The sequence below is a fragment of the Nonlabens sp. YIK11 genome (assembly GCF_001413925.1).
Classification (GTDB): domain Bacteria; phylum Bacteroidota; class Bacteroidia; order Flavobacteriales; family Flavobacteriaceae; genus Nonlabens.
Genome location: NZ_LBMJ01000001.1, coordinates 2,343,769 through 2,366,337 on the forward strand (window position 1 = coordinate 2,343,769; position 22,569 = coordinate 2,366,337).

Annotated in this window: 23 protein-coding genes; 12 read left to right on the forward strand and 11 right to left on the reverse strand. The window is 41.2% G+C overall.

Annotated features, from left to right (window positions below; all coding sequences use genetic code 11):
- Window positions 1–22: 22 nt before the first annotated feature.
- Complete coding sequence (locus AAU57_RS10575) at window positions 23–1,027, reverse strand: LacI family DNA-binding transcriptional regulator (protein ID WP_055412881.1); 1,005 nt, start codon at window positions 1,025–1,027, stop codon at window positions 23–25.
- Between the two features lie 254 nt (window positions 1,028–1,281).
- Here AAU57_RS10575 and AAU57_RS10580 point away from each other — a divergent pair, with 254 nt between their 5' ends.
- Window positions 1,282–3,897, forward strand: coding sequence for a LamG-like jellyroll fold domain-containing protein (locus AAU57_RS10580; protein ID WP_082438606.1), 2,616 nt, complete (start codon window positions 1,282–1,284; stop codon window positions 3,895–3,897).
- A gap of 3 nt (window positions 3,898–3,900) precedes the next feature.
- Here AAU57_RS10580 and hisS read toward each other — a convergent pair whose 3' ends face one another.
- Window positions 3,901–5,271, reverse strand: coding sequence for a histidine--tRNA ligase (gene hisS, locus AAU57_RS10585; protein ID WP_055412883.1), 1,371 nt, complete (start codon window positions 5,269–5,271; stop codon window positions 3,901–3,903).
- Window positions 5,272–5,408: 137 nt separating this feature from the next.
- Between hisS and AAU57_RS10590 the strand changes: the two genes are divergently transcribed.
- From AAU57_RS10590 to AAU57_RS10600, 3 genes are read left to right on the forward strand one after another with little or no spacing between them, the layout of a single operon-like run.
- Complete coding sequence (locus AAU57_RS10590) at window positions 5,409–6,164, forward strand: SDR family NAD(P)-dependent oxidoreductase (protein ID WP_055412884.1); 756 nt, start codon at window positions 5,409–5,411, stop codon at window positions 6,162–6,164.
- 50 nt (window positions 6,165–6,214) lie between these two features.
- The gene (locus AAU57_RS10595) at window positions 6,215–7,456 is read left to right on the forward strand and encodes an ABC transporter permease (RefSeq protein ID WP_055412885.1); all 1,242 of its coding nucleotides are present in this window, start codon (window positions 6,215–6,217) and stop codon (window positions 7,454–7,456) included.
- Window positions 7,449–8,033, forward strand: coding sequence for a methylated-DNA--[protein]-cysteine S-methyltransferase (locus AAU57_RS10600; protein WP_055412886.1), 585 nt, complete (start codon window positions 7,449–7,451; stop codon window positions 8,031–8,033). The genes AAU57_RS10595 and AAU57_RS10600 overlap by 8 nt, the downstream gene beginning before the upstream one ends.
- On the opposite strand, the gene AAU57_RS10605 is transcribed toward AAU57_RS10600, so the two are convergent.
- From AAU57_RS10605 to rpsF, 4 genes are read right to left on the reverse strand one after another with little or no spacing between them, the layout of a single operon-like run.
- A complete protein-coding gene (locus AAU57_RS10605; protein WP_055412887.1) occupies window positions 8,030–8,524 on the reverse strand; it encodes a DUF6495 family protein in 495 nt (164 codons plus the stop codon). The genes AAU57_RS10600 and AAU57_RS10605 overlap by 4 nt on opposite strands.
- Window positions 8,525–8,584: 60 nt before the next feature.
- Window positions 8,585–9,037, reverse strand: coding sequence for a 50S ribosomal protein L9 (gene rplI, locus AAU57_RS10610; RefSeq protein WP_055412888.1), 453 nt, complete (start codon window positions 9,035–9,037; stop codon window positions 8,585–8,587).
- An 18-nt stretch (window positions 9,038–9,055) separates the two neighbouring features.
- Entirely contained in the window at window positions 9,056–9,352 is a 297-nt protein-coding gene (rpsR, locus tag AAU57_RS10615; RefSeq protein ID WP_041496972.1) for a 30S ribosomal protein S18, read from the reverse strand.
- A 2-nt stretch (window positions 9,353–9,354) separates the two neighbouring features.
- Window positions 9,355–9,699, reverse strand: a complete 345-nt coding sequence (rpsF, locus tag AAU57_RS10620; RefSeq protein ID WP_055412889.1) for a 30S ribosomal protein S6 — start codon at window positions 9,697–9,699, stop codon at window positions 9,355–9,357.
- Between the two features lie 210 nt (window positions 9,700–9,909).
- Between rpsF and AAU57_RS10625 the strand changes: the two genes are divergently transcribed.
- The gene (locus AAU57_RS10625) at window positions 9,910–10,614 is read left to right on the forward strand and encodes a LytR/AlgR family response regulator transcription factor (RefSeq protein ID WP_055412890.1); all 705 of its coding nucleotides are present in this window, start codon (window positions 9,910–9,912) and stop codon (window positions 10,612–10,614) included.
- A gap of 97 nt (window positions 10,615–10,711) precedes the next feature.
- Here AAU57_RS10625 and AAU57_RS10630 read toward each other — a convergent pair whose 3' ends face one another.
- Window positions 10,712–11,353 (reverse strand): protein-L-isoaspartate(D-aspartate) O-methyltransferase, encoded by a 642-nt coding sequence (locus AAU57_RS10630; protein ID WP_055412891.1) that lies wholly within the window; start codon window positions 11,351–11,353, stop codon window positions 10,712–10,714.
- Between the two features lie 376 nt (window positions 11,354–11,729).
- On the opposite strand from AAU57_RS10630, the gene AAU57_RS10635 reads away from it, so the two are divergent.
- From AAU57_RS10635 to AAU57_RS10655, 5 genes are all read left to right on the forward strand, one after another.
- Window positions 11,730–12,698, forward strand: a complete 969-nt coding sequence (locus AAU57_RS10635; RefSeq protein WP_055412892.1) for a Gfo/Idh/MocA family protein — start codon at window positions 11,730–11,732, stop codon at window positions 12,696–12,698.
- Between the two features lie 102 nt (window positions 12,699–12,800).
- The gene (locus AAU57_RS10640) at window positions 12,801–13,688 is read left to right on the forward strand and encodes a 3-hydroxybutyryl-CoA dehydrogenase (protein WP_055412893.1); all 888 of its coding nucleotides are present in this window, start codon (window positions 12,801–12,803) and stop codon (window positions 13,686–13,688) included.
- Between the two features lie 81 nt (window positions 13,689–13,769).
- The gene (locus tag AAU57_RS10645; RefSeq protein WP_055412894.1) at window positions 13,770–14,996 is read left to right on the forward strand and encodes a DUF1015 domain-containing protein; all 1,227 of its coding nucleotides are present in this window, start codon (window positions 13,770–13,772) and stop codon (window positions 14,994–14,996) included.
- A complete protein-coding gene (locus tag AAU57_RS10650; protein ID WP_055412895.1) occupies window positions 14,989–15,660 on the forward strand; it encodes a YggS family pyridoxal phosphate-dependent enzyme in 672 nt (223 codons plus the stop codon). The genes AAU57_RS10645 and AAU57_RS10650 overlap by 8 nt, the downstream gene beginning before the upstream one ends.
- 30 nt (window positions 15,661–15,690) lie before the next feature.
- Entirely contained in the window at window positions 15,691–16,086 is a 396-nt protein-coding gene (locus tag AAU57_RS10655) for a DUF2721 domain-containing protein (protein WP_055412896.1), read from the forward strand.
- Between the two features lie 57 nt (window positions 16,087–16,143).
- Here the strand turns inward: AAU57_RS10655 and AAU57_RS10660 are convergent, their stop codons facing one another.
- The 4 genes from AAU57_RS10660 to dapF all read right to left on the reverse strand — a co-directional run bounded on the left by AAU57_RS10660 (window position 16,144) and on the right by dapF (window position 19,396).
- The gene (locus AAU57_RS10660; protein ID WP_055412897.1) at window positions 16,144–16,800 is read right to left on the reverse strand and encodes a hypothetical protein; all 657 of its coding nucleotides are present in this window, start codon (window positions 16,798–16,800) and stop codon (window positions 16,144–16,146) included.
- 256 nt (window positions 16,801–17,056) lie between these two features.
- Window positions 17,057–18,103, reverse strand: coding sequence for an endolytic transglycosylase MltG (mltG, locus tag AAU57_RS10665; protein ID WP_055412898.1), 1,047 nt, complete (start codon window positions 18,101–18,103; stop codon window positions 17,057–17,059).
- Window positions 18,096–18,617 carry a GNAT family N-acetyltransferase gene (locus AAU57_RS10670; RefSeq protein ID WP_055412899.1) on the reverse strand — a complete coding sequence of 174 codons (522 nt, stop codon included), beginning with the start codon at window positions 18,615–18,617 and terminating at the stop codon, window positions 18,096–18,098. Before AAU57_RS10670 ends, mltG begins: the two co-directional genes overlap by 8 nt.
- Window positions 18,614–19,396, reverse strand: coding sequence for a diaminopimelate epimerase (gene dapF / locus AAU57_RS10675; protein ID WP_055412900.1), 783 nt, complete (start codon window positions 19,394–19,396; stop codon window positions 18,614–18,616). Before dapF ends, AAU57_RS10670 begins: the two co-directional genes overlap by 4 nt.
- 110 nt (window positions 19,397–19,506) lie before the next feature.
- On the opposite strand from dapF, the gene AAU57_RS10680 reads away from it, so the two are divergent.
- Both AAU57_RS10680 and AAU57_RS10685 read left to right on the forward strand, forming a co-directional pair.
- A complete protein-coding gene (locus AAU57_RS10680; RefSeq protein WP_055412901.1) occupies window positions 19,507–20,907 on the forward strand; it encodes a trypsin-like peptidase domain-containing protein in 1,401 nt (466 codons plus the stop codon).
- Window positions 20,908–21,118: 211 nt separating this feature from the next.
- Window positions 21,119–22,567: a glyceraldehyde-3-phosphate dehydrogenase gene (locus AAU57_RS10685; RefSeq protein ID WP_055412902.1), complete on the forward strand. Its 1,449-nt coding sequence runs from the start codon at window positions 21,119–21,121 to the stop codon at window positions 22,565–22,567.
- Window positions 22,568–22,569: the final 2 nt, after the last annotated feature.

Below are 22,569 nucleotides of genomic sequence, written 5' to 3' on the forward strand. Positions count from 1 at the left end.
CTTCAAATTTGAAGGGTTTTTTTTATTTTCTAGTGGTTCCTCTTTCTAGCAGCGACGTCTTTAAGGTATGCACTCTAGTCACCTTTATATCTTCAAGATTGTTGATCAAGTTGCGCAATCTTGTAAAGGTTTTATTTCCCATTTCTACTGCATGTTGATCCACAACTGTCATTTTAGGGAACGAGTATTCTGAGGTGACAACGTTAGAATAGCAAATGATTTGTAGATCGTTTGGAATATTGATACCCAATTCTTTTGCTTTATTGAGCGCAATAATACCAGCCATTTGATCTAAGGCGATAATAGCATCAATACCATCATATTTTAAGGCATCCTCAATACGCGCATCAAGTTGTTTCTCATCCACATTGGTAATGACATTCAACAATACATCGTCGTATTGCGCCACTTGCCTTCTAATTCCTTCTTCTCTTAATTTTCCAACACTCAATTGACTTATGGTGCTAATCATGCACAGTTGCTTGTCTCCTTTTTCAACTAGAAACTGTACCGCTCTTATTCCTGAAAGTAAATCATCGTTAGTGATTTTATCGCATTCAAGCTCGTCCACCACACGATCAAACATAACCATAGGGATTTTACGATCCAGTACTTTTTGAAAGTGACTGTAGTTGGAAGCGACCTGGGATTCCTCTGCCACGGCAACTATAAAACCATCAATAGAGTTGTTGAGAAGACTTTCTATAAAAGAGGACTCTTTCTCTGTAGAGTCTCCAGTAAGGCACGTCAGGATCTTGTAATCATTCTCGGCTGCCATTTGTTCGATACCGGTAAGCACCTGGGCAAAAAAGCCGTTGACCACACCTGGAATGACCACAGCAATAATCTTATGGGCTTTGGGATGCTCTACCGTGCCTTTGTATCCCATTTTCCTGGCCGTGTTGACTACCAGTTGTTTAGTCTCTTCACTTATCTCGTTACTGTTCTTCAGGGATTTTGAAATCGTAGAGATAGACAGTCCGAGCTTTTCGGCAAGTATACTTAAGGTGACCTTGTTTTTCTTCACTCTAGAATTTTTAATAAAGGTAAATGTTTTGTTGTAGATACCATTAAAATTTCGCTTTCGCGAAAGCGAAACAACCGTTAAAACCTTTAAACCTAATTTAACATTATACGCTTATGCGAACAAATAATCCTAATTAATGAATCGACAAAATGTTTAAATGCATTTATATATCGATTAAAAACGATTAAAATGTTATAATGCATATTTTAACGATTATCTGTGATATATTAGTTGTGTCCTAAAAATTACTAGATATGCTAAAAATTACTTCCTTTATCTCGACATTGATAATAGTTCTATCTAATAGTTTTGCAATTGCCAATCCAACGATTCTCACATCTATGGGTAGCATTTCGCTTAATGGCACTACAGATCAAGTCATTCTGCAAAATGATATATCATTAGGTGAAGATTTTACCATATCTACATGGATAAATACGAGCAGCGATCAAAGCAGTGCCGTTCAAACCATCATTTCCAAAGGCGATCAAAATAACGGATGGAACATCCAGCTTAATGAAAGCAATGAAATCCAGGTGACTTTCTATAATGAAGGCGCTGCCACTCAAATGATTTCAAATCACTTCTTGAGTTATGACGTGTGGCGCCAGATCACTCTTACTTATACTGATGACAGTTTGAAGATTTACGTAGATGGTATTTTGGACTCTGTTCAATACTTTAACTTATCTGATCAATCTCAAAACTTACCTTTAATTATAGGTGCGGCAAATTCATCCACACCGCAACATTTTAAAGGATCTATCGATGAAGTTCGTGTTTTTAACAGAGCTCTTACCGTAGAGCAGATACGCTTCTTCATGAATCAGGAGCTAGTTAATGAAAATGATATGCTCGCTGGCGCCATCATCAAAACGTCTTCAAATAACACCAGTGCTTTACCCTGGAGCAGCTTGATTACCTACCTTACCTTTAATAATGGAACTGCGGCAGATCTTTCTGCAAGCGCTGCCACTTTAGACGCTCAACATTCAAGCTTCACGACAAACAATCAAAGTGCACCACTACCCTATATTTCTATCCAAAATGGAAACTGGAATGCCAGTGATACTTGGGACGCTCAAGGAAGCATCCATGCTCCTGGTTCTTATAGAATCATGAATGGCGAGCAAGTTCGTGTTACTTGGAATATTGTGAATACTTATCATGATATTATCGTTTCTGAAAAGACGGAACTTCTAGCATTAGAACTTAAAGCTAACACCATCAAAGTTCAAAATGATCAAGCCCTAACCATTAATGGCTTTCTACAACTTAATGGAACCTTGGATCTTGAAAATGAATCCCAACTTATTCAAACTAGTGGTAGTGAATTAGACCCATCTAGTACAGGAAAAATTGAACGTGATCAACAAGGCACTGGAAACAAATACAATTACAACTACTGGAGCTCACCGGTGAGCTACACTGGTGTTAACGAGATCAACGGTGGTTTTGACCTGTCTGCTGTTATGATGGATGGAACCAACCCATCGGTACCTAAACCATTAAACTTTACCAATCCAAACGACTCAGATGGTGCACCAGCGACCGAAAGCCAGGCAGCAACCGTATCTTCGAAATGGATTCACAAATATGCCAATCTAACCTCAGGAACCTATGCCAACTGGCAATTTGTAGGTAACACAGGAAAGCTTAAAGCTGGAGAAGCCTATTCCATGAAAGGCACAGGATGCTCTACAGATCAGAACTATACCTTTATGGGATTACCTAACAACGGCCCCATTGAGTTGACGGCTAATGCTGGCAACGATTATTTAGTTGGCAATCCATACCCTAGCGCTATGGATGCTGCGCAATTCATCGCAGACAATCCTTTGTTGGATGGCACTATCTATTTCTGGGAACATGTCGGCGGCGAGAGCCACAGCCTTGCAAATTATGAAGGTGGTTACTCTATGTACAATCTTTCTGGTGGCACTCCTAATCCTACCATAGGCACTTCTGATGCCTTAATGAATAACGACGGTAAACAAGCCAAACTTCCTGGACGCTACATCCCAGTGGCACAAGGGTTTTTTGTGGTAGTTAAAGATGACGGTGCCATCAAGTTCAATAATGCCCAGCGCGTTTTTGAAAAGGAAGCATCAGGAAATAGTGTTTTCGTGGCTGCGCCTGGTAGTAACTACAATCCATCGCTAGCCACTTACCAACAGCATGCAGACGAACGTACAAAAATTAGGATAGGATTTGATTCTCCTAACTTGATCCACAGACAATTATTATTGACTATTGACCCAAACGCTACCACAGGTTATGATCGCGGTTATGACGGTTTGCAATTTGATGATCAAATGGATGACATGGCTTTCTGGGTGAAAAATGAGCGCCTATCCATTCAAGGGATTGGGATTGTGGACGATGCGGTGGAACTGCCGTTATACGTAAAGCTTAGTGATCATGGTACGATCAAAATAGGATTGGATCACATAGAAAACCTAGATCCAGACCAACCAGTATTTCTTAAAGATGCCGTTACTGGAGAATTGCACAACCTGAGAGAAGGCAAATTTGAGAGTCCTTTCTTATTTAGAGGTCAATATAAAACCAGATTCTCCATCATTTTTCATGGTAAATCCACTTTGAGTAACGAGACGTTGGATGATCAGAATAATATCTTAGTGTTCACGCCACAAGGGACTAATGCGATCCATATCAAGACTCCTGAAAACATTCAATTGGATGAAGTGGTATTGATCAATATGTTGGGACAACAGGTAAAATCCTGGAACATTTCAACGGGCAGCAAGGAAATCATTCTACCTCGTCAGAGCCTAGCCAGTGGTAATTACATCGTCACTATGAAAAGTGATGGGCAAGATTACCAGCGCAAGGTTATTTTGAAATAAGCCTTACTTAAATCGCTGGATAAGCTCATCGGCAGTGAGTTGGTTTTGCTCACCGGTCTTCATGTTCTTAAGCGTTAGCTTACCAGATTTGATCTCGTCCTCGCCAGCTAGAATTACAAATGGTATGTCATTCTTATCTGCATAAGTCATTTGCTTTTTCATTTTCCCGCTGTCTGGATAGAGCTCTGTTTTGATTCCGCTTTCGCGAAAGCGAAACATCAATTTCATACAGTAACTAGCTTCTACCTCGCCAAAATTGATAAACAATACCTGCACGCCTGCTTTAACGGTTTCTGGAAAAAGATTCAGTTCTTCCAAGACCAAATAGATGCGGTCCAGCCCAAAGCTGATTCCAACGCCACTCATGTCCTTCATTCCAAAAATACCGGTAAGGTCATCATAACGACCGCCACCACTTATGCTGCCCATAGCCACTCCTGCTGGAGCCGCCACTTCAAAAATGCAGCCGGTATAATAGTTAAGACCTCTGGCAAGGGTGATGTCAAGATCCAGATGTGTGGTTTTGAGTTCTAACCCAACCAGGTTTTCCTTTATAAATTCCAACTCTGCAATTCCTTGTAGTCCAATGTTGGAAGACGCCAACAAATTCTTCATCTGACCGATCTTCTCTTCAAAAGAACCATCCAGTTCAAAAACGGGTTGTAGTTTTTCAATCGCCTGTGGGTCAATGCCTTTGTCCAACATTTCCTGCTTTACCTTATCTGCTCCAATTTTATCAAGCTTGTCCAGTGCCACGGTAAAATCAATGAGCTTATCCTCTGCTCCCATCATCTGGGCGATACCGGCTAGAACCTTACGATTATTGATTTTGATCGTGCAACCCTTTAGGCCTAAATCGGTATAAACATCATCAAAGAGTTTAATGAATTCTACTTCCTGTAGCAATGAATCGCTACCAACAACATCGGCATCACATTGCGTAAATTCTCTAAAGCGACCTTTTTGCGGACGGTCTGCTCGCCACACGTTCTGGACTTGATATCTCTTAAAGGGAAACGCAATCTCATTCTGGTGCTGTACCACATATCGCGCAAAAGGTACCGTCAGGTCGTAACGCAAAGCGCGGTCGCTTATTTGCGGTGTAATGACCGATTCATCCTTTGTGGATAGGTCATCGTTATTCACTTTACTCAAATACTCACCGTTATTCAAAATTTTGAATATCAAGCGGTCTCCTTCTTCTCCATACTTACCCAGCAACGTGTCAGAATTTTCAAAGCTCGGTGTCTCAATCGGCATGAATCCGTAGGTCTGAAAATGCTTCTTGATGTTGCTTATGATATATTCCCTACGAGATACTTCAGTAGGGTTAAAATCTCTAGTTCCTTTAGGTATGGAAGGTTTTTGTGCCATGAATTTTTGTAAGGCTGCAAATATAGGAATTGACAAGTTGTGCCTACTCATCCCATCAGTATCTTAAATCATTTTACTAATTCCTTAACGGATGAAAAAATGAATTAAAAATACCTTTAAAAGAAAAAATTGAGAAAATGAAAGATTTGAAAGACAAGGTTGCCGTTATTACCGGTGGCGCAGGTGAAATAGGTTACGCAACGGCTCAAGTATTATTGAGTTATGGTGCAAAGGTCTTACTGGTAGACCTAGAAGAAAAGGCTTTAAAGGAAAGAATCAAAGATGGAGATACTAAAGATCTTGATTATGCTGTAGCAGATGTTACAGATGAGAAACAGGTCGAAGGTTATTTCAAAACTGCCGAGAAGAAATTCGGTAAGGTGGATATTTTCCATAATAATGCGGGAATTGAAGGTCCTGTAGCCAAAATGCCAGATTTTAAACTTGAGGATTTTGAAAAAGTTATGGCTGTGAATGTTACAGGTGTATTCCTAGGAATGAAATATGCGCCGGCTTATATGAACGATGGCGGCAGTATCATCATATCAAGCTCGGTAGCTGGATTGCAAGCGACGCCTGGTATGGTGGGCTACGTGACTAGCAAGCACGCCGTTATAGGAATTATGCGAACAGCAGCTCTGGAACTAGCGCCTCGCAAAATAAGAGTCAACAGCATACATCCTGGTGTCATTGACAGTCGTATGATGAACGCCATTGAAAGTGGTTTAGGCGATGATGCGGCCGCGGTTCACAAAGATTTTGAAGAACAAGTTCCACTAAAGCGTTATGGAAAAGAAGAAGAAATGGCAAAATTGGTTGCATTTCTCGCTAGTGACATGAGTAGCTATACTACAGGGTCTACCTATGTGGCAGATGGTGGAATTTCATTATAAAAATTATTGGATTTTTGTAACAACGCCATTAAGCTTGCGTCCTATCCATCATGATCGGACTATTTAAGGAAAACATAAGCATTGCCCAGCAGAATATTAAAGGACAACTGCTGCGTACTATTCTTACCGTTTTTATCATCGCTATAGGCATCACCGCATTAGTAGGTATTCTAAGTGCTGTCAATGCGTTAGAAAGAACTTTGAGCGATGGTTTTTCTGATATAGGAACCAACACCTTTAGCATCCAGCGATATTCTCTAGGGATACGACGCAGTGGCGGCGGCGAGGTACGCAAGATCAATCCAGTTATAGGGTACAGCGATGTTCGTGCTTTTGAAGGTGATTACGATTTTCCTACTGCACAAGTTGGCGTCTCATTTCAGGCAACCTCACAAGCCGAGGTAAAAAGCGAGGATCGAAAGACAAAACCTAAAGTCATCGTATCTGGAGTCAATGAACACTTCATAGATAACAGCGGTACTAAAATTGTGGATGGCCGTGGCTTTTCTGCCAGCGACATTGAAAATAATTCGAGAGTCGCTCTAGTGGGTAGCGATATGGAAGATGCCTTATTTCAGGGATTGAATCCTATAGGTCAGACCATAAGCATACGAGGTAATAAATTTACCGTGATAGGATTGTTGGAAGAAAAAGGATCCACCTTTGGGAACAATGTCGACTTACGCGTATTGATACCATTAAATGTTGCGCGCAGCATCTACACCTTACCTAATATTAATTATGACATAAGCGTGAAGGTAAACGACCAGCAACTTATGGATGCCGCAAGAGATAAAGCAACATTGCTCATGCGCAGCATACGCGGTTTGACACCACTGGAAGAAGATAATTTTGGGATCGTACAGCGTGACGAGCTCATGTCATCAGTTGACGAAATAAGTGTTGCGCTTAATGTAGCGGCGATTATTATAAGCGTGATCACCATCTTTGGTAGTTCCATTGCATTGATGAACATCATGCTGGTATCTGTAACTGAGCGTACGCGTGAAATAGGCGTGCGCAAAGCACTTGGAGCCAAAAGATCTACGATTTCCTGGCAGTTTTTCATTGAAACCCTTTTAGTGAGCCAGTATGGCAGTATTGTCGGAATTATTTTAGGGATGTTGATAGGTTGGGGCGTTTCGGCAGGGTTTGAAATTCCGTTTCAAATACCGTGGACGGCCATTATTTGGGCCATCATCATTTCCATTGTGATCACGATATTCTCTGGTATTATTCCCGCAATCAAGGCGTCAAGACTGGACCCTATTGAGGCATTGAGGTATGAATAAGATCATCACTCAAGTGTATCGTTCTCCTGTGGGCGAACTTACTTTGGGTGTTTTTGAAAATCAACTTTGCTTGTGCGACTGGACCTATCGTAAGATGCGTGATCAAATCGATCAACGCGTTCAGGCTTTTTGTCGCGCTACCATGACTGTAGGAAATCATGAATTGATAGATCTCGCCATCCAGCAATTGGAACAATATTTCCTAAAAGAGCGCACGCAGTTTGATATCCCATTGAGGTTATGTGGTACGCCATTTCAGCAAAGTGTGTGGAACAGCCTACAGCAAATTCTTTATGGAGAAACGGTTTCGTATAGTTCGCTTTCGCGAAAGCGAACTAAAAACAATCTTTCATCACAAACTCAACCACAGGTTCTGGACAACGATGTATCACCTAAAGATGTGCGAGCGGTCGCATCTGCCAATGGTGCCAATGCGATTTCCATCATCATACCTTGCCACCGAGTGATAGGTAGTGATGGTTCATTGACTGGATATGCTGGTGGATTGAACGCCAAAAAAAGATTATTGGAGCTGGAAGGAGTCGATCTTACGCACGGCCAGCAACGGTTATTTTAGAAACCGTTTTTCTCTTTTCCCATTTCCATTAAATCATCAAAATAGCGGAATAGATCACCTTTTGTGATGACAGCACCAGATTCAATGAGTTTGAATTTGTCGAGGTTGGGATCCTCGCCGTAGGTCTTGTTTGCCGTAAAGATTTTTACTTCTTCATCCAGCAAATTGTTTTGCAGCCATTTGTAACCGGTCGCAGTGGTGATGTCAATCTTGTTGTCGCCCACGATGATTGAGATCAGGCCCATGTCCTTTTCTCGCAGTTCAAAGAGGTTCATCGTCTGTGGACTAATGTGCTCCAAGAACTTGGCCTTGCCCAATACACCTTCCCAAACCAAGTCTGAGAATATGTCGATCTCTTCTTCGGCTACTTCAGGCTTGTCTTTTTTTATTTTGTCCCATTCTGCCGCGTCAATAGATTGAGTGGCTAGAAAGTTGATGAATTCTGGATGTAATTCTTCCAGCTGTTCTTTAGTAAGTCTTCTGTACTTCATATCAAGTCATAAAAAAGCCGTCCCAAAATTTGGAACGGCTCTATTCAATTCAATTGTAGGTTATCCTTTTGTAGCGACAACATCAAATGTGAAAGAAGTCTGTACTTCACGGTGAAAACGCACCGTTGCTTCGTATTGTCCCAATCTCTTGATGTTACCACCAGCGATAGAGATGAACTTCTTGTCTATTTCAATGCCTTCTTTTGCAAGAGCGTCAGAAAGATCTGCTGTCGTTACAGAGCCGAAAAGCTTATCGCCTTCTCTTGCTTTTACAGCCATTTTAAGATCCAAAGCGCTTAGTTTGTCTGCTTGCGATTGTGCCGCCTTGACGTTAGAAGCTTCTTTGTGTGCACGCTGCTTTACCGTTTCGGCAAGTTGCTTTTTTGCTCCTGGTGTCGCCATTACAGCTTTACCTTGAGGTATCAAAAAGTTACGGCCATAACCAGGCTTAACAGTAACCACATCGTCTGTAAAGCCTAGGTGCTCTACATCTTGTTTTAGTATTAGTTCCATTGTTTGAGTCTGATTAGATTATTTTAATAGGTCACCTTCAAATGGCATCAAAGCGATGTGTCTACATCTTTTGATGGCAACGGCTACCTTGCGCTGATATTTAAGACTTGTTCCAGTCAATCGTCTAGGAAGTATTTTTCCTTGCTCATTGACAAGACCCATCAAGAAATCTGGATCCTTGTAGTCTATATATTTAATACCGCTGCGTTGAAAACGACAGTATTTTTTTCTCTCTTGAGTCTCGATCTTTAAAGGAGACAGGTAACGTATGTCACCGTCTTTTTTTCCTTTAGCTTGTTGTTGTAATGTTGCCATAATTAAGCTTGAGATTTTTTAGACATTCTACTTCTTCTTTTTTCTGCCCACTCGATAGCGTATTTATCAAGTCTTACAGTAAGGTATCTCATCACGCGCTCGTCACGACGGAATTCTACCTCATAGTCATTGATTACCTCACCTGGTGCGGCAAATTGGAAAAGGTGGTAAAAACCACTTTTCTTGTTGTCGATTGTGTAAGCCAATTTTTTAAGGCCCCAATCTTCGTTAGCTACCATCTTGGCACCACGCTCAGTAAGGAAATTCTCAAACTTCTTTACTGTTTCCTTTACCTGATCATCAGATAAAACGGGATTCAAAATGAAAACAGTTTCGTATTGATTCATGTTACATTATTTTAAAACGAGTGCAAAAATACATTTTTTCCACAAACCCAGCAATATATTTTATACTAGTTATTTAGGTAATTACTTGAAAAATAATACTGGCTCAAATCGTTAAAAAAACCCAAAGTATCGATTAATGAACACTTTTATTTGCATTTCGTCTATAAAGGTATTAGTATTGTTTAGTATTTACTTAACCAGACTTTTCTTATGACAGATACTATTCTCAAATGTTTTGTCGTTGACGACTCAAGCATACAGCGACTTGCGATCGTTAAGCTGATTGAAAACCATCCTAACTTAAAGCTTGCAGGAGAGTTTAGCAATGCTATTGAAACGAAAGCGGCAATTAAGGATGCTGGTGTGGACCTTATATTTCTTGACGTAGAGATGCCTATTCTAACGGGTTTTGACCTTTTGGATGACATTACCGAAAAGCCAGGCGTCATATTTGTAACAGGTCAAACTAAGTATGCCTTTAAGGCTTTTGACTACAGTGCTATTGATTACCTACAAAAGCCCATCAAAAAAGACCGCTTCCTTTATGCCGTAGAACGTGCGCTTCTTGCTCATAAGATGCGAACAGAAATGGTAGAGGACAAAGGCGAATTCATTTTTGTCAAAAGCAACCTGAAGAAAAGAAAGGTATATCTGAAGGATCTCAAATTTATACAGGCTTTAGGTGACTACGTTAAATTAATTACAGAAACTGAAAGTCTTGTCGTCCTTTCTACCATGAAAGCTTTTGAAAAGCAGTTACCTGAAGAAGACTTTCTGCGCATACACAAATCTTATATAGTCAATTTACGTCGTGTAGAGAAATTCAATTCCAAAGCAGTAGAACTTGACTCTGAAGTGTTGCCATTAAGTCGTAACCGCAAGGCAGACTTGGTAGAGGCACTTTCTCAGTTTTAAAAAAATAATCCATCATCATAATAAAGCTCAACTTAATCGTTGGGCTTTTTTATTTCAAAGCTTCTAAACCAACTGCCAACTATGAAACGAGTGATTTTTACTGCTTACCACCTAAAAATGGCACAAATCTAAACTCACCATAAGTGGTTTTGCGATAATCTGTTTCAGACTCTCTAACGATAAGCGTCATGATTTGCTCGTCTTTACCTACTGGAATGACAAGCCTACCTCCTATTTTAAGCTGACCCAGCAAGGTTTGAGGGATTTCTGGAGCGCCACAGGTGACTATGATTCCGTCAAAGGGTGCCTCGTCCGGTAGTCCTAGATATCCGTCACCAAAAACGAACTTGCGCGGACGATAACGAAGCTTTCTAAACAGTGTGCTGGTTTTCTTGAACAACTCATTTTGTCGCTCGATGGTGTAAACCTGGAGCTTCATTTCCAACAGAACCGCACATTGATAACCACTACCAGTTCCTATTTCCAGAATCTTATCACCGGCTTGCGCCTGGAGAAGTTCGCTTTGAAAAGCTACGGTATAGGGGTGTGATATGGTCTGGTCGGCACCTATAGGGAAGGCTTTGTTCTGGTACGCATGCTCCATAAAAGAACTGTCCAAAAACAAATGTCTGGGCACTTTGTTGATAGCTTCCAGCACGGCATTGTCACAAATACCTTTCTCCTTCATGAGCTGCATGAGGTGGCGTCGTTTTCCTTTATGTATGAAGTCGTCTTTGATGCCGCAAAAATAGAACGCCTACTGCAAATCCATCAGGATGTAGCAATCCTTTTTGAGGTCATTTATTCACAGGCTTAAACACGCTCGTTTTTACCAATAATTCCTACAACGATGCGAAACACTCTACGCTGCTAATACATATTTGAAAAACTATGTATTACTTGCGTTAGGGATTGAAGAGGAAATCCTTTCTTTCTAGTGTGCCTTCATGGCACTCTAGAAAGAAAGATTGAAACGTAAAGCCCGACCGAGGTTTTGGCGAGGGAACGCCCTTAAAAATTTCATTATCAGATTGTTTTAAAATTGGTCAGATCGATATCAAAAGACGTCCATAACCAGCTTCAAAATCCCTATTTTTGTGGGAAACACAAGCAATATGTTGAAAGCTGGCGTTCTGGGCGCAGGACATTTGGGTAAAATCCACTTGAAATTATTACAGCAGTCCACGCGTTACGATCTCGTGGGATTTTATGATGCTAACGAGTCCTATGCCCGTGAGATTGAAAAAGAGTACGGCTACAAGTACTACAGCAACATGGATGAGCTCATCGCTGCCTGCGATATGGTAGATGTCGTGACACCTACCACTTATCATCACGAGTCTGGTAAAAAGGTTCTTGAAGCTGGTAAGCACCTCTTTATTGAAAAACCTATCACGGTCACGGTTGAGGAGGCTCAAGAGTTGATATCGCTTGCGCGAAAGCATAATGTCAAAGGCCAGGTAGGACAAGTGGAACGTTTTAATGATGCCTTTAGAACCGTGCAGGACCGCATCGAGAATCCCATGTTTATTGAAACACATCGCCTAGCGGAATTCAATCCACGCGGAACAGATGTGAGCGTGGTACTAGATTTAATGATACATGACATTGATGCGATTTTGAGTGTGGTGAAAAGTCCCGTGAAACATGTGAGTTCCAGTGGCGTTTCCGTCATATCAGAAACTCCAGATATTGCCAATGCGCGCATTGAGTTCGAAAATGGTTGTGTGGCCAATCTAACTGCCAGCAGGATTAGCCTCAAAAAAATGCGCAAGGCAAGATTTTTCCAGCGGGATGCCTACATTTCTGTCGATTTTCTAACCAAAAAGGTAGAAGTCGTGCGTATGAAGGATGCTCCAGAAGTTCCGGGAGATTTTGACATGATCCTTCAAAATGCCGAAGGCATCAAGAAACAAATCTACTTTGACAATCCAGAAATTACCGAAACGAATGCCATCTTGATGGAACTGGAGACTTTTGCAGATGCCATTGAGGACGATACCGTTCCTGTGGTTAGTCTGGAAGACGGTACGGCAGCGCTAGACGTTGCGATGCAAGTCATTGAAAACTTCAAGTCCTTGTAATCTTGTCTAACCGAATAACTAAAATCTTATACAACAACTTGATAAAAAGCAGCTCCCGATTTTTTTTTAGAGCAACCACTTTTTAATCCATAAATACATCACATGAAGAACATTACCATCATAGGCGCCGGAACCATGGGAAACGGCATTGCACATACTTTTGCCCAATCAGGATTTAAGGTTTCACTAGTTGATATATCTCAGGAAGCTATCGATAGAGGTTTGGGAACGATAAGTAAGAATCTGGACCGCATGATTGCCAAAGAAAGAATTACCGAGGCAGATAAAAAAGAAACTCTCGATAATATCACTTCCTATACTTCTATCCCAGATGCTGTACAGAAAGCTGAACTTATTGTTGAAGCAGCTACAGAGAATTTAGAATTGAAATTGAAGATCTTCAAGCAACTGGATGAGGCTGCACCAACAGATTGTATTCTAGCTACAAACACTTCTTCCATCTCCATCACTCAAATTGCTGCCGTGACCAGCAGACCTGATCAGGTTATTGGAATGCATTTTATGAATCCGGTGCCTATCATGAAGTTGGTAGAGATCATACGCGGTTATTCCACCAGCGATGAAGTCACTAAGACCATTATGGACTTATCTGTTCAGCTAGGAAAAACACCAACTGAAGTAAACGACTATCCAGGTTTTGTGGCTAACCGCATCTTGATGCCTATGATCAATGAGGCGATTGAAACCTTATACAATGGCGTTGCTGGAGTTGAAGAGATTGATACCGTGATGAAATTGGGAATGGCACATCCTATGGGACCACTACAGCTTGCAGATTTTATAGGGCTGGACGTTTGTCTCTCAATATTGAATGTGATGTATGACGGTTTCAAAAAAGATAAATACGCACCATGTCCGTTATTGGTCAATATGGTGATGGCTGGCAAGAAAGGCGTTAAATCTGGTGAAGGTTTTTATGACTATTCAGAATCAAGAAAAGCAGAAAAGGTTTCAAGTAGCTTTTCATAAAGCACTTAATCAAATGGACAGAGCTCTTTATTTCAGCTCTGAATCCTGACTCATTTTCTTTGTTACCACAACATCATCGCAATGCCCACCATAAAACCCTTCAAAGCCATAAGAGCAACGCCAGAAAAGGCGGCGCATGTCATCTCGCGCACCTATCAGGATTACGGCCCAGAAGAATTGGAGGCATTGCTTAAATTCAATCCGTTTAGTTTTTTGCAAATCCTTAATCCAGGATACAAATACAGCCACGAGATTACTGGTGAGGAACGATTCAACCTGGTACGCAACAGGTTTCTGGAATTTAGGGAAGAGAATCATTTGCTTCAAGAAGATGTTCCTGCCTTTTACCTTTATGAGAATAAGGATCCGCATCATCAGTATACAGGAATTATTGCGGCCGCAAGTGTAGAGGATTACCAGAGCAACCGCATCAAAAAACACGAGGATACCTTATCTCATAAAGAGGTGTTGTTTAAGGAGTATCTTAAAATTGTAGGTTTCAATGCAGAACCGGTACTATTGACCTATCAGGATGATGATGCTATAGATGACATCACCGCACAGATAAAGAAATCTTTACCTGCCTATCATTTTTCGACCACAGATTTTAACAGCCATAAAGTATGGACGGTTACAGATCCTGATCTGATCGCCTCCATTCAAAAAATATTTGCAAACAAAGAGCATCTGTACATTGCAGATGGTCACCATCGCAGCTCGAGTTCATCATTACTGGCGCAAGAAATGGGAGAAAAACATGAAAGCTATAACTATTTCATGAGTTTCCTGATTCCAGAAAGCCAGCTCAACATCTATGAATTCAATAGATTGGTTAAAGACCTCAATGGACATTCCAAAGAGTCCTTTCTTATGCAGCTGGATCAGTATTTCAGGATACAGAATCGTGGTCTGGAAATTTACAAGCCTTCAAAAAAGCATCATTTTTCCATGTATCTGGATGGTGATTTCTACAGCCTATATTTGCGCAAGGATTTGCATCGCATCAAGAATGCCCTGGACGATCTGGATACACAGATGTTATACGATTTAGTGCTGCAACCTATTCTGGGAATCGCAGATTTAAGAAATGACGGACGCATCGATTACAGTTATGGCAAGTCAGACTTGTTGGTGATGAAGTCAAAAATCGACCAAGGTGAATATGCCGTAGGTTTTGGACTATTTCCTGCCACGGTAGAACAAATGAAATCCATTGCAGACGCTGACTTAAGGATGCCTCCCAAAAGCACCTTCATCAGGCCCAAACTTCCCAGTGGATTGATCATATACGAATTTGAAAATGAGTAAAATAGCAGATAATATAGTTCGCTTTCGCGAAAGCGTAGAACCACAAGCCACTCTAGTAGCGGTAAGCAAGACAAAACCTATAAGCGATTTGCAAGAGGCCTATGATGCTGGACAGCGACACCTAGGTGAGAACAAGATCCAAGAAATGACCGAAAAATGGGAAACGTTGCCCAAGGACATTCACTGGCACATGATAGGTCACACGCAACGTAATAAGGTCAAGTACATGGCGCCTTACGTGCATTTGATTCATTCTGTAGACTCACCACGACTGGCCAAAGAAATCAACAAACAAGCTCAAAAAAACGATCGGGTCATCAATTGCCTATTACAAGTATTCATAGCAGATGAAGAAAGTAAATATGGATTTGATGAGGATGAGTTGATGGAATATCTTAACTCTGACGCCTTCAAAAACCTGAACAATATCAATATTCACGGCCTTATGGGCATGGCGACCTTTACAGATGACAAAGACCAAGTAAGAGCAGAATTCAAATCGCTCAAGGCGATGTTTGACAAAATCAAATCTGAGCAACTGCTGGATCCTAGACATGAGTTTAATGAACTTTCCATGGGAATGACGGGTGATTATGAGATCGCTTTAGAAGAAGGCAGTACCATGGTACGCATAGGCAGCGCAATTTTTGGCAGTAGAGATTAACGTCATCTTGAATTCATAAAATCATCAATCGTGGAACTAACTTTAAGCATACCAGCATTACTATTCCCAGCGATCTCATTGACTATGCTGGCCTACAATGCTAGGTATCTCGCTATAGCAGCATTGATAAGAAGCCTGCACAGCAAGTACGAAGAGTCCGCATCAGAACCTGTATTGCAACAGGTACGTAAATTAAGGAAGCGACTTACTATAATCAAGAACATGCAAGCGGTGGCCATCGTTAGTTTTTTACTGGCAGTGATCACTATGTTTTTGATCTATATTGAGAAGGGCTTCTGGGCAAATATTGTTTTTGGTGTGAGTCTATTGGCGTTGATGGTTTCCTTGATCCTATCTCTAATTGAAGTGCAGCTATCTACAAAAGCATTGAGTATACAGCTCAAGAGCATCGGGACAAAAAAGTAATAAAATCAAAAAGCCTGACTTTAACAGTCAGGCTTTTATACTATTGTCAATTCGTGATTAATCAAGCACTCGGCTCAAATCATAACCTCCAAATTTTTTAAGATAACCTCTTACAGAACTACCGTAGGCATCGCGACTGCGACCAGAACCGTTTGTTCTCAAGTACTTCTTGACACCACCTACACCACTAAGGTGAGCTGCGGCAAGAATACCACTTTCAGTTACCTTGACACCACCAACTTCCTTGCCTTCATACATTTCAATGTAATCTTCCAGCATGGTGTGGTTGTACTTTAGGTTCTTTAAAAAAACACGTTCCTGTAATCTAGGCGATTGTAAAAAAGCCAAGGAATCATTAACACCAAAGGTGCGCAGGGTACTCATACCAAACTGGTATTTACCAAGATATCCCAATGTATTCACGACACCATATTTTCCTTGGGATTCCTTAAACGCAAGCGCCTCTCTAAAAGAGATAAAGGAGTCAGAATTAGGTGTTGCTAGCGAGTACTCCTTAAGATCCTTAGTGTAGGATTCAAAAGTTTCATCATTGGGACCATAAAGGACAGGTCTTGTAGCACTAGTCAAAAACGTCATTTTTGACTCTTGGTGCTTTTGGATGCTTTTTACACTTAAATTGTCCTTTTTGAAGACAAAGAATCCAGCGATTAAAACTACTGGATAAGCTAAAAAGTTTACAAAGTTTGTTCTCATAGTTTACTGTTTCGAAAGCTGCTGTCACCCTTTCTAAAAGCGCTGCAAATTTACAACATAATTCCAGTTGAACTACAAAAGTTTGTTAAACAGTTAGTTAACCGATTTTCAGAACACAAAATCGGCTGCTACAAGTGATGATTAGGGCGATTGCTGAAAACCCAAACCGATTCAAAAAGTTAAAAAAATTAACTAAAAACGGCATTTTGAGATTTAAATAGAAGAAAAATTGGACCTCAAAACGTCAGATTTGGATCTAGCGATTGACTTTTTGAGCACTTATCCATTGACGATATCGATCTGCCTTTCGGTTATGTTCTGATAAGGTTTTGGAAAAATCGTGGTACCCAAAGTTGTCAATATCTGCCACAAAATAGAGATAATCGTGTTTTTTATAATTCAAAACCGCATCGATAGCACTTAGATCAGGTGTGACTATGGGTCCTGGCGGCACGCCAGGATATTTGTAGGTATTGTAGCGGTTATCAATCGTGAGATCTTTATACAGCACTCGTTTAATCACTTGATTAAAATCATCGTCCGTTAATTTCTTGGCATAAATAACGGTTGGATCTGCATCCAGTTTGATTCCGTTTTTCAGCCTATTGATGTACACACCAGCAACTACGGGACGTTCGTCCACTTTTGCCGTTTCTTTATGAACTATGGCCGCCAGTGATGTGACTTGTTGTGGCGTCAAGCCCAGCGCTGCCGCTCTGGCTCTTCTGGTTTCATTCCAGAAGCTTTTCCATGAGGCCAGCATTCGCCTTCTGTAAGCCTCAGGCGAGCTGTTCCAATAAAATTCATACTGGTTGGGCAGATACATCGACAATGCATTCTCCTGGGTAAATCCGTTTTCCTTAAGGAAAGTTGGATCTCTCATGACATTTAGCAGACTCAAACTATCGGGTTCCAACTGGCTCGCTATACGACCGGCAAGGTCCTCTAATCGCTCTTGATTGTTGAACCTCACATTCAATGGTATATTGCGAGAACGTACGGCATTGATAATCTCATTGTTGCTCATACCTGGCTCGATCAGGAAACGTCCTGCTTTTACATTCTTGTTATAGCCTTTACGCACTGCCGTTTCATGCAATGCATCCCGATCCTCGACAGCATCTGCAATCGCAAGAAATGCGGTATTATAATCGGCACCCGTTGGAATAAGTACTTCATAGGTGCCTTCGGTAAAGTTGGTGTTTACCGTGAAAAACGTATCATAGACCCTGTAGGCAAAAAATGCCATGACGACCAGTCCCATGAGGACGATTCCCAGTAATATCTTCTTGTATTTATTCATTGATCAATTGGTAGATGACCTCATTTTTATAGGCCTTGTCCGTTGCAATCCAGTCTTTTTTTATTCCGCTTTCGCGAAAGCGTAACTTTTCAAATAATTTCCTGCTCGCCAGATTATCCTCTGCAATTCCAGCATACAATTGATGCAATCTCAGCCGGTTGAAGCTGTAGTCAATCATCATTTGCAAACCAGCACTGGCATAGCCTTTTGATCTATCCAGATCTTGCGGAATCACGATGCCAACTCCTGCGCGTTTGTGATAGGGATCAAAATCGTAAAGGTCCACTACTCCAACAATGCTATCGTCTTTTTTACAAATGGCAAGTCGCAACTGTTTTACCTCGTAAATATCGCGATGGGCATTTTCAAGATACTCGCGTATGGTAAACTTTGAATAAGGCGTCAAGGTATGACCTACATCCCAAAGCGCTGGATTATTCTCCAGCTGATAGATATACTCGAGATCTTCCGGATCTACGGCACGTAGTTTACAAGTTTCAGTTTCTAGGATCATAACTCGATGGTGCCTTTAAAAACTTGAGTAGCTGGTCCCGTGAGCCAGATGTTTTGATATCCTGTTGGTGTTGGTTCGAAGTTTACCTGCAAATTACCTCCAGGCGTTTGCAATTCTACCGTTTGGGATTGCGTCTGTCCGGTTTTATGCATGGCCAGCGCCACAGCAGTAACTCCAGTACCACAACTTAAGGTCTCATCCTCAACGCCGCGCTCATAAGTTCGCACCTTAAAAGTGGATGAGGTCACTGGTTGGACAAAATTGATATTGGCACCTTCTTTCCCGTAAAGCTCGTTACGCAAGTGTCGCCCTTGATGAAATACATCTACATGATCAATATTATCTGTCAACTCCACATGGTGTGGTGAGCCGGTGTTTGTAAATACATGACCGTCAAAAAGCTGTAGGTTTTTGACATCCATCATTTGTAAGCTAACCGTACCGTTGTCAAATATCTTAGCGTGGTGAAGACCATCAATGGCCTCAAATGTCGTATTGTCAGTAGCTACGCCCAGAAATCGTGCAAAACTGGCAATACATCTACCGCCATTTCCACACATGCTGCTCTCATTTCCATCGGCATTGTAATAAACCATGGTAAAGTCATGCAGTTTATTGTTTTGAAGCAGGATCAATCCATCTGCACCGATGCCAAATTTGCGATCACATAGTCTTGCTATGAGTTTGGTATCTTTTTTGGAGAATTGTTCTTGACGATCATCGATGATGATAAAATCGTTACCGGTACCTTGATATTTATGAAACGTAATAGATTGCATCTTGCAAATGTACGTGGATCGTTAAAATTACGATTGTTAAATACGGGTTAATCATCGACGCTCAAACAATGAAAGAACAATAAAACAGTTTTTAATTTAAACACCATTATATGAAATCCATACTTAAATCTGTAGGAGCTGCCGTTCTAGGTGGCGCAGTGGTATTGGGATCTTATAAAACATTTATAGAACCCGATACATCATCAAAAATTGAGCTTGCTCAAGAGTCCATTCTTACTGCAACTCCAGTAACTTATACCAATAATGCCATTCCTAATGCAGTAGATTTTACTGAGGCAGCCGAAAAAACCGTACATGCGGTAGTACACGTTAAAAACCTAACCGTATCGCGCGGTAATCCAACCATGCAAGATTTAATGTATGGACGTGTTCCCTTACGTCAGGCCGTTGGAACTGGTAGTGGTGTGATTATCACCAAGGATGGTTATATCGTTACCAACAATCACGTGATTGAAAATTCTCAGGCGCTACAAGTGACCTTAAATGACAATCGCACCTATGAAGCAGAAATTATAGGAACTGAACCTGGAAGTGATATTGCCTTGATTAAAATTGATGTGGATGAGGATTTACCGGTAGTCGCCTTTGGTGATAGTGATCAGGCAAGAATAGGCGAATGGGTACTTGCCGTAGGGAATCCATTTAATTTGACCAGTACGGTAACCGCAGGTATCATAAGTGCTAAAGGTCGCGACCTCAACACTAGAGATCAAATGCAGCAAAGTTTTATCCAGACAGATGCGGCCGTAAACCCTGGAAATTCTGGTGGTGCGTTGGTCAATAATCGTGGTGAACTTATTGGGATCAATACCGCTATTCAATCACCAACGGGATCGTACACAGGCTATTCCTTTGCCGTACCATCCAACAATGCCCGCAAGATCATTCAGGATTTGATGGAATATGGTTTTGTACAAAAAGGGATGCTGGGTATTTCTGGAGGTACTCTTAATGGACGTGCCGCTCAAGAATTAGGTCTTCAAAGTGCTGAAGGAATTTATGTTTCAGAAGTGGTAGAAGACAGTGGTGCAGAGAAAGCCGGACTAAGAAAGGGTGATATCATTACAAGTATTGACGGTGTGCGCATGAGATCTTTTGCAGACCTTTCTGGATATGTAGGATCTAAAAATCCTGGGGATTTTGTAGAAGCAACTGTATTGCGCAATGGTAAAGAAAGACCTATCTCCATCGAGATTACAAAAAATAGCACGGTCACTATTCCAGAATTGGATATGGACTTTAGAGACCTTACCAATGATGAAAAACGAAAATATAACCTAGACAACGGTGCTCTCATAATAGGAACTAAAAACAGCCTTGCCGACACTAACCTTAACGGTTATGTCATTACCAAGGTCAACGATAGGAATGTCAAGAATGTGGAAAACTTAAAATACATCATGGATCAAACTGAAGCGAATCAGCGATTGATTCTAGAAGTGAAGAATCCACAAGGTCAGATAGAACGTTGGAGATTGACTGTCGACTAACTCCTTTATCGTACTCATACAAAAAGGCCCAAATTCATTTGTTGGGCCTTTTTTATGTCATAACCATTTGGCTTAAGGCTAAAACATGTCTAACTATTATGAAATTCATGATTTTAATGAGTTCGCTTTCGCGAAAGCGAAAAAAACACCACCATATTTTACGAAAACGATTTAGTGGGTTATTTTTGCAAAAAATTAAACGCTTCATTTCATGAGTCAAGTAGACATCTACGAGAAGGAACTCGCTTTCCAAACAGATCGACGTCGCGCCGCAGTCGCTTTTATCAAAGCGGTGAGCGATTTATGGTACGATAAGGCCATCGAGCTGGTACTATTTAGAAACCAATTGATTGATCGCAATGTGAGCGAGATCATCAACCTGCATGAGTATGCTGGTGAATTCGTTCAAAAACCTATCTCAATTTTTGATAGTGTTGAGATCGCTCAGGCCATTCTATCGCTGGATTTGCCGCCATCCAAATTGGATATAGGTAAACTGACTTATGAATACCATCTGGAAGAAAACGAATTGCAGGATGCTCAGGCTTTTGTTGCACGCAAGTTAAATGACGCCAGAACCACGGAAGAAATCACGCCTAAAGATGTGGTGTTGTACGGTTTTGGTAGGATAGGTCGACTGCTCGCACGCGAACTTATGTGCAAGGCTGGAAAAGGCAGCCAGTTAAGATTGCGTGCCATCGTGACCAGAGGCGCGATAACAGAAAGTGTTCTGGAGAAAAGAGCCTCGCTCCTTGCCCAAGACTCGGTTCATGGGGATTTTTCTGGAACGGTAAGTTATAATCTGGATGATGAATCCTTGATTATCAATGGAACTACCGTAAAGTTGATCAGCGCCAATGCGCCAGAAGATATTGATTACACGGCATATGGCATTAATGATGCCTTAATTATCGATAATACGGGTGCGTTTAGAGATGATAATGCTCTAAGCAGACACCTCAAGGCTAAAGGAGCCCATAAAGTATTACTTACAGCACCTGGAAAAGGGATTCCGAACATTGTCCATGGTGTAAATCACAAAGAGCACCATCCCGATAAGGTGGATATTTTCTCTGCAGCAAGCTGTACGACAAATGCCATCACTCCAGTTTTGAAAGCGATTGAAGATAGTTTTGGTGTGGTCAATGGTCATTTAGAAACCATTCATGCGTACACTAATGATCAAAACCTTGTGGACAATATGCACAGCAAATACCGTCGTGGTCGTGCTGCTGCCCTTAATATGGTGATTACGGAAACTGGTGCTGGTAAAGCGGTAAGCAAGGCATTGCCATCTTTTGAAGGTAAGCTAACTTCTAACGCCATACGCGTACCTGTGCCTAATGGATCTCTTGCCATTCTCAATTTAGAATTAGAAACCAAAACCAGCAAGGATGCACTCAATGCCGTTATGAAGAAATATGCTCTAGAAGGCGATCTAGTGGAGCAGATCAAATACAGCATTGACAATGAATTGGTATCCACTGATATCGTTGGGTCTAATGCGCCATCCATTTATGATTCCAACGCAACCATCGTCAATGAAGAAGGTAATAAAGTTGTCATTTATGTGTGGTACGATAATGAATATGGATATAGCCATCAAGTGATACGACTGGCTAAGTATATTGCAAAAGTGCGCAGATACACCTACTACTAGAG